The sequence below is a fragment of the Tepidimicrobium xylanilyticum genome (assembly GCF_900106765.1).
In the GTDB taxonomy this organism is placed as follows: Bacteria; Bacillota; Clostridia; order Tissierellales; family Tepidimicrobiaceae; genus Tepidimicrobium; species Tepidimicrobium xylanilyticum.
The window spans coordinates 24,810-39,518 of the sequence record NZ_FNNG01000002.1; the positions used below are offsets into that span (position 1 = coordinate 24,810).

Annotated in this window: 14 protein-coding genes and 2 other annotated features (1 of these 16 cut by a window edge); of the genes, 1 reads left to right on the forward strand and 13 read right to left on the reverse strand. The window is 32.5% G+C overall.

What is annotated here, in order from left to right; all coding sequences use genetic code 11:
* Positions 1 to 89: 89 nt before the first annotated feature.
* The 7 genes from BLV68_RS02270 to BLV68_RS02295 all read right to left on the reverse strand — a co-directional run bounded on the left by BLV68_RS02270 (position 90) and on the right by BLV68_RS02295 (position 5,022).
* Positions 90 to 1,274 carry an AI-2E family transporter gene (locus BLV68_RS02270; protein ID WP_093750488.1) on the reverse strand — a complete coding sequence of 395 codons (1,185 nt, stop codon included), beginning with the start codon at positions 1,272 to 1,274 and terminating at the stop codon, positions 90 to 92.
* Between the two features lie 47 nt (positions 1,275 to 1,321).
* Positions 1,322 to 1,492 carry a hypothetical protein gene (locus tag BLV68_RS15345; RefSeq protein WP_159428585.1) on the reverse strand — a complete coding sequence of 57 codons (171 nt, stop codon included), beginning with the start codon at positions 1,490 to 1,492 and terminating at the stop codon, positions 1,322 to 1,324.
* Between the two features lie 97 nt (positions 1,493 to 1,589).
* Positions 1,590 to 2,057 carry a PRC-barrel domain-containing protein gene (locus BLV68_RS02275; protein WP_093750490.1) on the reverse strand — a complete coding sequence of 156 codons (468 nt, stop codon included), beginning with the start codon at positions 2,055 to 2,057 and terminating at the stop codon, positions 1,590 to 1,592.
* A gap of 113 nt (positions 2,058 to 2,170) precedes the next feature.
* Positions 2,171 to 2,593, reverse strand: coding sequence for a Fe-S cluster assembly scaffold protein NifU (gene nifU / locus BLV68_RS02280; protein ID WP_093750492.1), 423 nt, complete (start codon positions 2,591 to 2,593; stop codon positions 2,171 to 2,173).
* Positions 2,594 to 3,772, reverse strand: a complete 1,179-nt coding sequence (gene nifS, locus BLV68_RS02285) for a cysteine desulfurase NifS (RefSeq protein ID WP_093750494.1) — start codon at positions 3,770 to 3,772, stop codon at positions 2,594 to 2,596.
* Between the two features lie 11 nt (positions 3,773 to 3,783).
* Positions 3,784 to 4,221, reverse strand: a complete 438-nt coding sequence (locus BLV68_RS02290; RefSeq protein WP_093750496.1) for an RrF2 family transcriptional regulator — start codon at positions 4,219 to 4,221, stop codon at positions 3,784 to 3,786.
* 168 nt (positions 4,222 to 4,389) lie between these two features.
* Positions 4,390 to 5,022, reverse strand: a complete 633-nt coding sequence (locus BLV68_RS02295; protein WP_093750498.1) for a hypothetical protein — start codon at positions 5,020 to 5,022, stop codon at positions 4,390 to 4,392.
* Between the two features lie 98 nt (positions 5,023 to 5,120).
* Here BLV68_RS02295 and BLV68_RS02300 point away from each other — a divergent pair, with 98 nt between their 5' ends.
* Positions 5,121 to 6,404: a hypothetical protein gene (locus BLV68_RS02300; protein WP_093750500.1), complete on the forward strand. Its 1,284-nt coding sequence runs from the start codon at positions 5,121 to 5,123 to the stop codon at positions 6,402 to 6,404.
* A 145-nt stretch (positions 6,405 to 6,549) separates the two neighbouring features.
* Here the strand turns inward: BLV68_RS02300 and BLV68_RS02305 are convergent, their stop codons facing one another.
* The 6 genes from BLV68_RS02305 to asnS all read right to left on the reverse strand — a co-directional run bounded on the left by BLV68_RS02305 (position 6,550) and on the right by asnS (position 14,519).
* Positions 6,550 to 7,092, reverse strand: a complete 543-nt coding sequence (locus tag BLV68_RS02305; RefSeq protein ID WP_093750502.1) for a DUF4489 domain-containing protein — start codon at positions 7,090 to 7,092, stop codon at positions 6,550 to 6,552.
* 167 nt (positions 7,093 to 7,259) lie between these two features.
* Positions 7,260 to 8,321, reverse strand: a complete 1,062-nt coding sequence (locus BLV68_RS02310; protein ID WP_159428586.1) for a glucose-1-phosphate thymidylyltransferase — start codon at positions 8,319 to 8,321, stop codon at positions 7,260 to 7,262.
* 147 nt (positions 8,322 to 8,468) lie between these two features.
* Positions 8,469 to 9,425, reverse strand: a complete 957-nt coding sequence (locus BLV68_RS02315; RefSeq protein ID WP_093750506.1) for an L-threonine 3-dehydrogenase — start codon at positions 9,423 to 9,425, stop codon at positions 8,469 to 8,471.
* Positions 9,426 to 9,495: 70 nt separating this feature from the next.
* Positions 9,496 to 10,323, reverse strand: coding sequence for a DegV family protein (locus BLV68_RS02320; protein ID WP_093750508.1), 828 nt, complete (start codon positions 10,321 to 10,323; stop codon positions 9,496 to 9,498).
* A gap of 79 nt (positions 10,324 to 10,402) precedes the next feature.
* A complete protein-coding gene (gene leuS, locus BLV68_RS02325; protein ID WP_093750510.1) occupies positions 10,403 to 12,814 on the reverse strand; it encodes a leucine--tRNA ligase in 2,412 nt (803 codons plus the stop codon).
* A gap of 43 nt (positions 12,815 to 12,857) precedes the next feature.
* Positions 12,858 to 13,068: a binding site (T-box leader), on the reverse strand.
* A 62-nt stretch (positions 13,069 to 13,130) separates the two neighbouring features.
* Complete coding sequence (asnS, locus tag BLV68_RS02330) at positions 13,131 to 14,519, reverse strand: asparagine--tRNA ligase (protein ID WP_093750512.1); 1,389 nt, start codon at positions 14,517 to 14,519, stop codon at positions 13,131 to 13,133.
* A 50-nt stretch (positions 14,520 to 14,569) separates the two neighbouring features.
* Positions 14,570 to 14,709 (reverse strand) — a binding site (T-box leader); it runs 74 nt beyond the window's last position.

Sequence of the window (14,709 nt, forward strand, 5' to 3'; positions counted from 1 at the left end):
TTTAAAAAAATACGTCCCTCATCAAAGGGACGAGAATTCACGTTTATGTCTATATTGGATTATAAATTAAACTAATTTATTTGTCAAACCTATAAATTCTTCATTCTGATCCTTTCAAGAAAGAAACCTAATAATATTTTAAAGACCGCAACTACAGGGACGGAAAATATCATCCCCATAACTCCAAAAACTCCGCCACCAATTATTAAAGATAATAATATGATGATGGGATGCATTCCAGTAGTCTCACCGATGATCTTTGGAGCCAAAACGTTGTTCTCAACCCACTGTATTCCAATAAACATTATAGCTACCCATAATGCCTTTATAGGACTAGATACAAAGGCAAAGAATACTGCTGGCAAGAAGCCTAAAAAAGGTCCGAAGTATGGGATTATATCTGCAATTCCCGTTATTATTCCAATAACTACAGCAAAATCTATACGTAATATTAATAGCAAAATGGTAGTAGCAATTCCTACATAAACTGCAAGAATAAACCTACCTCTAATAAATTGGCTTAAGACTCTATCAATTTCTATAGAAAGTTCTTTTACCTCTTTTCTATATTTTTTTGGCATTAATAGGTACAAATTCGCCTTAAAATATTCTTTATCCTTAATGAAGTAAAAAGTCAATATTGGTATTAAAATAAGGCTAACTACTTTTGAAAAAGTAGAAATTATCCCTTCAATAAATTTGCTAACACTTGTAATTATAACACTTTCTAAATTACTGATGCTATTTAAAATAACTGCTTCTATCCCCTGTATAATAGGAGGCATATTATCAATACTTATATAGTATCTATAATAGATATCGTCAATAAAATCTGTTATTTTTTCAAAATACATGGGTAAAATGCTAATAAATCTCCTTACTTCTTTTGCAGTTCTTGGAAATACGGAAAAAGATAGTATGAGTATTACTCCTATAATAACCAAATAGACAATTATTGCTCCCCAGCCTCTTGAAATCCTACGCTTTTCTAAATAATTTACAATAGGATTAAATAAATAAGCTAAAACCGCAGAGGTTATTATAGTATATATTGTATCTACTATTATACTATATCTTTTAGCCAAAAAATAGAAAATATATATGATAACAATTGAAAATATGGCTGGAAGTATTTTTTTCTTATTTATTCTAATTCGGTTGCTATCATCTACGTATCTATTTCCTATATGTATTAAATAGTAAATAATTAAAATCAATAGAATAGTAACAACAACCACCAAGTTCCTAATTAAAACTGACGAATTCACATTCATAATACTTGTCTCCACCTATTTTATTCTAATAGGCAGCCCTGTGCTGCCTATCCCCATAATGAATTCATTCCATTAATTAAAGTTGATTTTGCTCTTTTAGCTGTTCTCATAAGCTTTCTCTTTTTAAACATACCCATCTTTGATCCATAAATCATCCCTAAAGATATGCCTACCAAACTACCAAATAGTGCTCCACTTTTAAACCTATTGTTATTCATGTCTATATCCTCTCCTTTATTTTTATATATAGTATTTTCTCACCAACACAATTTTTAATTCAATCATTTTTTTCTAATTAATAATAATTTTGCTAATTTATATTAAAGTTTCATGAGGTAAATAAATACCATTTTCAGATATTTGTATGTTCTTTAGGAGAGGGATATAATTTCTGCCTTTAATTAAATCCTCAATTAACCCTTCAGTTATTATAAAACCATCAATAGTTCCATCTTTTTTATTAATTACTATGTCCTTTATATACCCAATATACTCACCATTTTCATCTTTAATAACCTTATTTATAAGCTTAGAATCCTTATCATCTATATTCATTTGATTGGCATATCCATTAATATCTCCTAATAATAAAGCTTGATTATTATTTTTAATCTCGATTTCATTATAGGGTATTAAAAATTTATTCTTAATTAATTTCCCATTTTTCACTACTAAATATTTAATTTTTCTGTAATCCTCTGAATAAACTACATCTTCTATTTTTCCAATAATATTATTTTCATCAATTAAATCTAATGTAATTAATTGCTTATACCTTATCAATTATATATACCCCTTTTCAAATTAGTTTACCTATTTATTGTGCCTAACAATAAAAGAAAATATTTTTGAAATTATAGCCATTTAAGTCTAATATTGAAAAGGGCTTCCTTTTATTAATGGTCATGGGGATCTTCTTCTGGATTAAAGTTTTCCAAACCAGGAATATGAATATTATTTTTCTTTGAATAATCCAATAGTGCTGCCTTAATAGCTTGTTCTGCTAAAACAGAACAGTGCATCTTTATTGGTGGTAATCCATCTAGGGCTTCTACTACACTCTTATTCGTAACCTCCATAGCTTCCTCAATTGTTTTTCCTTTTATCAATTCTGTAGCCATACTAGATGAAGCTATTGCAGAACCACACCCAAAGGTCTTAAACTTAACATCCTTTATTATGCCATCTTCTATTTTCAAATACATTTTCATGATATCTCCACAACGTGGATTTCCTACAATCCCAACTCCATCCGCATCTTTTATTTCACCAACATTTCTTGGATTTCTAAAATGTTCCATAACTTTTTCTGAATACATTTACTTAACCTCCTTGATATTTTCATATAAAGGTGACATAGCTCTTAATCTAGTTACAATTTCAGTTAACTTTTCAACAACATAATCTACTTCTTCCTCGGTATTAAACTCACCTAATGATAACCTCAATGAGCCATGGGCCACTTCATGGGGTAATCCTATTGCTAAAAGAACATGTGATGGCTCTAACGATCCCGAAGTACAAGCGGAACCACTAGATGCAGCAATACCTTCCATATCCAAACTAAGCAATAGAGATTCACCTTCAATAAATTCAAAACATACATTTACATTGCCAGGCAACCTGTTAGTAGGGTGTCCATTTAGCCTAACATGATCAATATTATCAAATATCTTTTTAATCAATCTGTCCCTTAAGCTGATGAGCCTAGCATTTTTTTCTTCAAGGTTTTCGTATGCCAATTCTATTGCCTTGCCCATTCCGACAATTCCAGGCACATTTTCAGTTCCAGCCCTCCTATTTCTCTCCTGAGCCCCTCCAGAAATTAATGTATCAATCTTAACACCTTGTCTTATATATAGAGCTCCGACGCCCTTCGGACCATAAAATTTATGGGCAGCTAATGATAATAAGTCTATATTCAGCTCATTTACATCAATCCTAATATGTCCAATAGCTTGAACCGCATCTGTATGGAAATATATACCCTTTTCTTTAGCTATTCTCCCAATTTCTTTTATAGGTTGAATAGTTCCTATTTCATTATTAGCAAACATTATGGATATTAGAATAGTTTTATCTGTAATTGCATCTTCTAATTGCTTCAAATTAACTACTCCATATTCATCTACATCTAAATAAGTTACTTGAAATCCTTGTTTTTCTAAATATTCACATGTATGAAGTATTCCATGGTGTTCAATTTTTGAGGTTATAATATGGTTGCCCTTGTTCCTATTTGCATAAGCAACTCCTTTAAGAGCCCAATTGTCAGCTTCTGAGCCTCCCGCAGTAAAAAAGATTTCATTAGGCTTTGCATTTAATGCTTTTGCTATTTTTTCTCTTGCTATTTCAACTGCATTTTTTGATTGATTTCCTAGCGAATATATGCTAGATGGGTTCCCATAGTTTTTAGTAAAATAGGGTAACATCTCTTTGAGCACTTCTTCTTTTACAGGAGTTGTAGCTGAATTATCCATGTAAATATAGTTATCCATAAAAATTCCTCCTAAGCTCTACTTTTTTTCGATTCCATTTCAGCCCGTTCATTAAGCATGTCTTGTAATGATATAGAGTCGATAACTTCGTTTATACCCTCTTTCATTTTCAACCAAACCAACTTAGTAACACAATTTTCTTCTCTTTCACAACCACTAAAATTTTCTAGAACACAGTCGACAGGGGCCATTTCTCCTTCCAAAGCTCTTAGTATGCTTCCAACGGTGATCTCGCTTGGAGATTTGGCTAACATATACCCTCCTTGAGCACCTCTAACACTATTTAGTAACCCTGCTTTTCTCAGTGGTGACATCAACTGCTCTAAATAGTTTTCCGAAATCTCCTGTGCACTTGCAATACTGTTTAAGGGAATAGGTCCTTCGCCGTAATGGATAGCTAACTGATACATGGCTTTTAACCCATATCTTCCCCTAGTAGATAATCGCATTAAACCACCTCTTTAATAATTCCAACTAAAATACTTGGTTTTCTTTAATAAGTATATTATACCCTAGTAAATTTGTCAACATTCATGTATTTTTGTATCATTGTATTTTAAAACTCTAAAAACTTTTGTACATCATTAAAAAATAAAAAGGAGCCTAAGCCCCTCATATCAATCGTCACCAAATAAATCTCCATATTGAAGTGGGAAAAATAGTGGGAAAGGTTGATTGTCAAAATCATCGCAAACATCTTCTGGTGCAAATTCTTGGCATGGTGGTGGTTCAGGACAGAAGCCAAATGTAGGTATTAAAAGTTGCACCCTACCTACTACTTTTATAATTATAAATACTCCTGCTGCAAAAACAACTCTATCATCCATAACTACCGGTTGACCTAATACTTTTGAACTAGTCTCCGTAACAATATTGAATTGGAACTCATCCCTAGCTTCAGGAATAAATAATATAATATCTTTATCTATATCGGGCAAATTATTTTCAATAGTTTGCCCATTCGATAGAGTTATTATATAGGGTATTCTTAATGTAAATCTAACTCTTTTAAAATTTGGTCTATTAGGTATGTTATCTGTTCTCAATGTATTAGGCACAATAAATCCCTGTTTAAACTGTATTGAACTAAAGGTGCCATTTTCAGTTTCTACTTCTAATGACGGGAAGCATTGTCTACTTTGACACTGGGCATATACTTTATCAACTATAACGCAATCCACTTCTCTTATATGATTTAAATCAAATTCAATCTTACCGTCACATTCATGAATATTTTTATCTTTATTCATTTTTTTCACTCCTTTTATTTAATAAAACTATTTCTACTTTCATATTATGAAGTATAGGTAAATTTGTGATTTTTTGTTTAGTTATAAGGAGGATATAAATGAAAAAAATTAATAATATTAAAGAATCTGTTTTTATAAAAGATGGGTTAAACCAGTCTTATATATTCTACAAGGATGATAATCAAAACTTAATATTCAACAGAGCTAATATAGATAATAGTCCCACAATAATTGATAAAAATATATTAGATTTTTCTGCTACTATCGATGAAAACAATAGTTTACATTTATTGTATCTTAATAGGAAAGGTGAACTTATTTATTGTACATACCCAGGTAAAACCTGGCACAAGAATCTGGTAAGCAGATTAGACATCCAATCCAATATATATAAATATTTATCACTAATTTTGCACAAAAACACAATAAATATTTTTTATGCATCTGCTAATATAATAAACTTGAATCTATGGACCATTGAACATTTTGCAAATAATATAGATACTTGGCAAAAGTATATTGTAACTAATATATTTTCAGAAAAAATTATTGACCGTTTTTATATCGATAAGGATGAGTTTGGAAACATATACATTGTTTATAGTGGAAAGGAATATGCCAATTACAATATATACTACTTGTATTTTAATAATTTTACAAAAAAGTGGGCTACTACCCCTACTAAAATCTCATCATCTTATTCCAACAATATTCTTCCATATATTTTCGTAGATTCTCATAATAATGTACATATATTATGGTACATTTCGAATAACGAAGATTACGTCCTAAAATATAAACGTTTTTCTTCCACCGGAGATAATAAATTCCAATGGGAAGAAATAAAGCTTCCAAAAATTTCAGGGCATTGTTCCCAGGCCCTCATGTTTGAAAAAAATGGTAAATTAAACATAGTATATATATCAAATGAAGAAATGTTTAACTTTATTTCTAACGATTATGGTAACACATGGACGCTGGAGGATAAGAACTCTATAACCCAATACCCGATCTATTTAATTAAGTATTATAACCTTTCTTTAAATAGAGTTCATAGTAAGATAAATCATATTTATGGAAATATGAATGATTATATTATTTCCTTTTATTTCGATAATTCACATGAGGATATAATTGACTCTAATATGTCTCAAACTAATAATCTTAATGATGAAAATATAAATATTAATTCAAATCAAAAAGAAAGTAAATTTGTCACAAATATTGATATGGGAGAACTGGAAAAACTAAAAAATACTTTAGCAGAGATGCAAAGCAAAGTAAAAGCCATAAAAAATGATATACAATTAATTAAAGATAGATTGACAGACATTGAAGAAAACTCTAAAAATAAAATAGGTTTTTTAAAGATTAAAAAATAAAATAAGTAATTCTCCTTTCTAGTCTAGCTCTAACAAGCCTTCCTAGAAAGGAGAATTTTATATCATAGATATTAGATATAAATTATCCTAATTGTTAGTAGAAATAGAGATATAATAATATTGTACTTATCCTATTATAATTTTATTAGCAAAGGTCTGTAGCTAATGCTGATATAGTCCCCTGGTTAATATTTAATGCAGCTGCTAATGCTACCGCAGCAGTTGCTTCTACTGTAACTCTATATGTGCAGCATTGTGATAAGCAAATGTTATGATCACATATGCTGAATGCTACAGGAATTGAAGCTCCGGCTACTAGTGCTATTCCTGGTGCTACCTCAAAAGATTGAATTTCAGTTTCTGGCTCATTTCCACAGCGCTTAAATACCCTAAAAGTTATAACAGTATCAACAGCAAGTGCAGCATTTAACGTGATAATAGCAGTAATATCAAGTCTAATACTTGGTCTCTTAAAGCATTTTAACCCTGTTATCGATAGACTTCCTATATTCCTTGGAGTTATAGTTTCACCTATAGCAACGATAGATACACCGCTTGCCCCGGTAAGATTATTACAATTAGATATAATTTTATCAGGTCGGCAATCTATCGATGAATGACAGTCACAGTCTTGCTTCCCACATTTACATTTGCTAGGTCTATAACCCGGCTGATAATAAACTGCCATAATAACATCTCCTTCCTTTTAAAATATAATTATGTCTTTCCATTACCATTATATTGACAGACTATAAGATTGGTTACTTTTCTAAGTCTTATTTTTGAAAACTAGTCAGAAAAGAAAGGTATTTATTATGACATTTGAATATATTCCAAATAAATAGTCTATTACAGTTATACTGATAAATATATCTTGCTACTTCTTCCTACTATGATTCTATGAGTTTTTTTCTTACCTTTATTACCCATTATCATCGAACCTTCACCAACAATCGAAGAATCGATTGGATCCTCTACTCCCCATATATTACATCCATCTAATATAATAGAATTTTCTAAATTTGACACTTCAATATTAACACTATTCCCTATTGAAGTATATGGGCCAATATAAGAATTTTTAATTATAGTCTTTTCCCCAATAACTATGGGCCCCCTTATTGTACTATTGTATATGGCTGAACCATTCCCAAGTATAATTCTTCCTGAAACATGAGAGTCAACTATTTCTCCTTTTATGTTATCTTTTATGGAAGATAGTATATCAATATTTTGGTTTATTACATCTGAGGGATTACCTATATCTCTCCATTTTCCGTTTATTTTTTCATAGCCTACTGAATATCCCTCTTGTAATAGCCATTTTATGGCATCAATAATTTCGTATTCTCCTCGTTTAGAAGGTTTAATCTTTTTAGAAGCTTTGAATATATTATTATCAAAAGCGTATAATCCCGTAACTGCCCAGTTGCTAAAAGCCATTTTCGGTTTTTCTTCTAGATCAATTATCCTTCCATCCCCAATATATGCTACTCCAAATCGTTCAGGGTTCTCTACTTCCTTAAGTAGAATCTTACAATTCATATATCCCGTTTCAAAGTCTTTTACAAAATCCTTTAAATTAAAATCAAAATAATTATCCCCTAAAATCATAAGGAACTTTTCTCCATTGATTAATTCTTCTGCAAATAATAAACCATGGGCTATTCCTTTCGGTTCATACTGGATAATATAATGAAAATCATCATTAAAATAATTCTTCAATACCCTTTCAAATATTGGTTTATTAAATTCATTTACTAAAATTCCTAATTCAGTTATCCCCGACTCTAATAATAACTCTATGGTATAGGCTAATAAGGGTTTATTCCCTATTGGAATGAGCTGTTTTGGTATAGAATAGGTAATAGGATTAAGCCTAGTACTTATTCCACCACAAAGAATCAATCCTTTCACTATTTTTGTCCTCCTTTATAATTTTTATAATCTTGGTTATAGATAGCAACTTAAGCTATTATTATTCTAGTCATAACTATCTTATGTAAGCATATAGTACAAAATTAATCCAATAAAAAAAGGTAAGGAAAATCCTTACCTTTTTCATTATAATCCAAGTTTAACTTTTAGCTTCTCCAACATATCATTGGTCATAGAATCCAAATCATACTTTGGATTCCAACCCCATTCTTCCCTTGCAGCTGAATCGTCTAATGAATTTGGCCAAGATTCTGCAATAGCCTGCCTTACTGGGTCTACATCATAATCTAATTCAAACTCTGGAATATATTTTCTTATGGCAGCCGCAATTTCCTCAGGCTCAAAGCTCATTGCTGTAATGTTAAATGCATTCCTATGAATCAACTTAGATGGATCAGCTTCCATTAATTGAATAACAGCGTCTAAAGCGTCAGGCATATACATCATATCCATTTTGGTCCCTTTTGCTATAAAGCTGGTATATTTTTTATATTTAAGTGCGTCGTAGTAAATATGTACTGCATAATCTGTAGTACCTCCACCTGGTAATGTTTCATAAGATATTATACCAGGATAACGCACTCCTCTTGTATCTACTCCATATTTATGGTAGTAATAATCACATAGTAATTCTCCTGCTACCTTGGTTACTCCATACATGGTAGTTGGTCTTTGTATTGTATCCTGAGGAGTATTATCCTTAGGAGTTGAATCTCCAAAAGCGGCTATAGAACTAGGAGTAAATACAGAACAATTCTCTTCCCTAGCTACTTCTAATACATTATAAAGACCATTCATATTTACGTCCCAAGCCATGGCTGGGTTTTGCTCTCCCACGGCAGATAGAACTGCTGCCAAATGAACGATTGTATTTATCTTATGTTTTCTCACCACATCAGATAACTGTTTTCCATCTACCACATCCAAAACTTCAAATACTCCTGATTCGATTAGTTCTTCATGTCCTTCTTTAATTCTTCTACTACTTGCAATTACATTGTCAGCTCCATATTCTTTTCTTAAACGCATGGTTAATTCTGAGCCAATTTGTCCAAGTGCACCTGTTACTAAAATTTTTTTCATGTTTACACCTCCAAAAAATAATAGGATTTTTCGTTATAATTATATCATACTTATTATAAAAATTGTACGTTTAATAAAAGCATATTCCAATGCCCTTAGGCCCTAAATGGCAGCCTATGACAGGCCCTAAAATATCTATAGAAATTGGAACATTGGGAAACCTGCTTTCCAATTCTTTTTTTAATTTTAAAGCTTCTTCTTTATTTAAAATGTGGCATATCCTTATTTTTTCTACTGGACCTTGAATCTTGTCACAAAGAGCTTTTAATGCCTTATTCTTTCCCCTTACCTTTTCTAATAACTTTAATTCTCCATCTATCAATTGGATTATGGGCTTTATATTTAACATATCTCCAATAGTAGATTGAATTCCTGAAAGCCTTCCCCCTCTTCTTAAATACTCAAGAGTATCTACTGTAAGGTATATGGACATATTCTTTCTCTTTTCTTCTAAATATTTAACTATTTCATCTTTAGTCTTGCCATTTTTTACCATGGCAATGGCATCTTCCACCAAAAACTTTAAATTTCCTGCCGCTTGTAATGAATCGATAACAGTAATCCTTTTATCCCCTAAAATATCTTTAGCAACTAGGGCACTGTTATAAGTACCGCTTAATTTAGAGGATAAAAGAATGGCTATTATCTCTTCATATCCTTCGTCAAATGCTTTTTTATATTCATCTAGGAAATCGGCAGCTGCTGGCTGGGATGTGGTGGGAAACAATTTAGTATTTTGTAGTTTTTCATAGAATTCATCAAATTCCCCAGGAAAACCCTCCTTTTCATCAACACCATCAAAAATATAGTTTAATGGCACTATGGATATGTTCATTTCTTCTGCAAAATCCTTTTCAATGTAGCTAGTGGAATCTGTAATTATTTTTATTTTCTCCATCTTATTCCTCCTTTATTCTTAATAAAAAATCTTGCTATTGCATATAAACAATAGCAAGATTATTATTTCATATTTTTATCTATTTGACAACTATGTTATATATTTTACCCACAACGAATATCTCCTTTACAATTTGCTTATCCTGAAGGTATTTCATAATGCTTTCATTTTCTTTAGCTTTCTCTCTTGCAACATCCTGTGTAGCATCAGGACTGATTTTTATGACCCCTCTAACCTTTCCATTAACTTGAACAGGCATCTCAATTATTTCATCTTGTATTTTTTCCTCATCATATGAAGGCCACTGACTTTGATTGAGCATTCCATTAAAACCTAATATTTCCCATAATTCCTCTGTGATATGAGGAGCTACTGGGTTTAACAGAATTAGGAAAGTCTTAATATCAGCTTTAGTGATTTTGCCTATCTCATTAAATTCATTCAGTAAAGTCATAAGAGCTGCTATAGCTGTATTAAACTTCAATGTTTCATAGTCTTCTGAAACTTTTTTTATGGTCTTGTGGATAACAGTTTCCAGCTCTTTTGTATACTCATCACCATCTACAACTATTTCCTGTAGCCTCCATACCCTCTCTAAAAATCTTCTACACCCCTTAACACCATTTTCTGACCAGGGTACTGATTTTTCAAAATCACCTATGAACATTTCATAAGTTCTTAGGGTATCTGCTCCATATTCTTTTACAATATCATCGGGATTTACTACATTTCCTCGAGATTTGGACATCTTCTCGTTATTTTCTCCCAAAATCATACCGTGAGAAGTTCTCTTATTATACGGTTCTACTGTATTTACTAATCCAATATCATATAAGAATTTATGCCAAAATCTTGAGTATAGTAGGTGTAGCGTGGTATGTTCCATTCCGCCATTATACCAGTCTACAGGCATCCAATACTCTATCTCTTCTTTTCTAGCTAGCTTCTCCTTGTTATGTGGATCCAAATATCTCAAAAAATACCAGGAAGAACCTGCCCATTGAGGCATGGTATCTGTTTCTCTCATAGCTGCCTTACCACATTTAGGACAAGTGGTATTCACCCATTCTGGCATATTGGCTAATGGAGATTCTCCTGTATGTGTAGGTTCATAATTTTCTACCTCTGGCAACATAACAGGCAATTCCTCTTCTGGAACAGGTACCCAACCACAATCATCGCAATGGACTAGAGGTATAGGTTCTCCCCAATATCTTTGACGAGAGAATACCCAGTCCCTTAATTTATAATTTACTTTTCTTTTACCAAGCCCATTTTCTTCAAGCCAATAACTTATCTTCTCGATTGCATCTTTGACTTCTAGTCCATTAATTAGTTCAGAATTAACCAATATTCCCGATTCAGTATCAGTATAGGCTGCCTCTTCGACATTGCCCCCTTTTACCACCTCTACTATGGGAAGGCCAAATTTTTTCGCAAATTCCCAGTCTCTGCTGTCATGTGCTGGAACAGCCATTATAGCACCAGTCCCATAGCTCATCAAAACGTAATCGGATATCCATATGGGAATTTCTATATTATTTACGGGATTAATGGCTTTTATTCCTTTTATTTCAACTCCTGTCTTTTCCTTAGAAAGCTCAGTCCTTTCAAAATCGGATTTTTTACTAGCGTACTCTTGATATTTTCTTATTTCTTCTAAGTTTTCGATTTCATCCTTATACTTTTCTATTAGGGGATGTTCTGCTGCTATTACCATATAAGTAACTCCGTATAAGGTATCTGGCCTAGTGGTAAATACCTTTAATACATCATCTTTATTCTTAATTCTAAAATCTACTTCCATCCCCTCGGATCTTCCTATCCAGTTTATCTGTTGGGTTTTTACTCTTTCTATATAATCCACCTTATCCAAATCATCTATAAGTCTATCAGCATATTCAGTAATCTTTAGCATCCATTGGTTCTTAGTTTTTCTAACTACTTCTCCACCACATCTTTCACAACGGCCAGCTACTACTTCTTCATTTGCTAGACCTACTTTACAGGAAGTACACCAATTGATAGGCATTTCAGCTTTATAAGCTAGCCCCTTTTCAAACAACTTGATAAATATCCACTGTGTCCATTTATAATATTCTGGGTCTGTTGTATTTATTTCCCTTGACCAATTAAAAGAAAAACCAATGGATTTCAATTGTTCCTTAAATCGTGCCACATTCCTTTCTGTTACTTTCTTCGGATGAATTTTATGTTTGATTGCATAATTTTCAGTGGGTAATCCAAAAGCGTCCCATCCAATTGGGAAAAGAACATTATACCCTTCAAGCCTTCTCTTTCTGGCTACTATGTCCAGAGCGGTATAAGGTCTTGGGTGTCCTACATGAAGACCTTCTCCAGATGGATAGGGAAACTCAATTAACGCGTAAAACTTAGGTTTAGATTTATCATCACTAGTTTCAAAAATTCTTTTTTCTTCCCAAACCTTCTGCCATTTCTTCTCAATTTCGTTTGGTCTATACTCTGCCATTACTCTACCTCCTATTATTTAATAAAAAAACCTTTCGTCTGATTTTAGAGACGAAAGGCATAATTTCCGCGGTACCACCCTAATTGATAGCAAAGCTATCCTCTTAATACGATAACGACGTCGCCGGTTAAAGTTACTAAACTTCACTTTAACAACTCTAGGACGAGTTCAGCTTATATTGATACTGTTTTTCACCAACCAACAGCTCTCTAAAATCAATGGATAAGCCTACTACTTCCTATCATAGTTAATTTTCGATTTTATAAAGTATTATAGCAGATGTAGAATTGGAAATCAAGGATTTATATGCTATTTTTTAGAATTCTGCTGACCCAACAGTCCTAGGGAATGGAATAACATCTCTAATATTGGACATTCCAGTCATATACATTATTGCTCTTTCAAACCCCAATCCATAGCCTGCATGTTTTACACCACCATATTTTCTTAGTTCTAAATACCACCAATAATCATCCTTTTTCATGCCCATTTCTTCAATTCTTTTCTCCAAAACATCCAGCCTTTCTTCCCTTTGGCTTCCTCCAATTATCTCTCCAACACCAGGAACTAACAAGTCCATGGCCGCAACCGTATTTTCATCGTCATTAAGTCGCATATAAAAAGCCTTAATATCCTTCGGATAATCTATAATAAACACTGGCCCTTTAAATACCTTTTCAGAAATATATCTTTCATGCTCCGTTTGCAAATCCATACCCCATTTTACAGGAAATTGGAATTGCTCCTTAGATTTTTGTAATAGGTTTATTGCTTCTGTATAAGTAATGCATTCAAAATCTGAATTAACAATATTTTCTAACCTTTCAATTAATCCCTTATCGATGAATGAGTTAAAAAATTTCATTTCCTCTGGAGCCTTTTCCATTACATAGGATAGTAAAAATTTCATCATATCTTCTGCTAATTTCCTGTTATCGGTTAAATCAGCAAAAGCTATTTCTGGCTCTATCATCCAGAATTCAGCAGCATGTCTTGGGGTATTGGAGTTTTCAGCCCTGAAGGTAGGACCGAAGGTATAGACTCTTTTAAATGCCAATGCGTAAGCTTCAGCCTCTAACTGACCACTAACAGTTAAATTTGTTTCTCTTCCAAAAAAGTCCTCAGTATAATCCACCTGATTGTTTTCATGTAGTGGAACATTGGTTAAATCAAAAGTGGTAACCCTAAACATTTCCCCTGCACCTTCTGCATCACTACCAGTTATAATTGGCGTATGGACATATACAAAACCCCTGTCTTGAAAGAATTTGTGAATAGCATAAGCAGCCAATGACCTTACTCTAAATACAGCATTAAAAGTATTGCCTCTTGGTCTCAAGTGTGCTATGGTCCTTAAATATTCAAAGGTATGCCTCTTCTTCTGTAAAGGATAATCTCTATCTGATGGTGCTAATAAGCTTATTTCTTTTGCCTGAATTTCAAAGGGCTGTTTTGCCTCGGGAGTTTCCACTAAGGTACCTTTTACAGATATGGCACTACTAATAGGCAATTTTTCTACTTCAGGGAAATTTTGTAAAGTTTCATCAAATACAACCTGTAAATTAGCAAAAAAAGTGCCATCATTTACTTCAATAAAACCAAACCTCTTGGATGACCTTAATGTTCTAATCCATCCTTCAATTTCAATTTCCTTATTTAAATACTTCTCTGACTCTTTAAAAATATCTCTTATATCTATTGCCATATTTATTCTCCTTTCTACTTAATTTTCTTTATTAAAAAAACCTTCCATCCGAAAGGGACGAAAGGTTCGCGGTACCACCCTAATTGCTAAAAATAGCCACTTTCACACGTTTAACGGTGTGTAAACCCGTCTAAGCCTACTATCCGAAGATTTCGGTTAGAAACTCAAGGATGTTCTTCGATATAAGTTT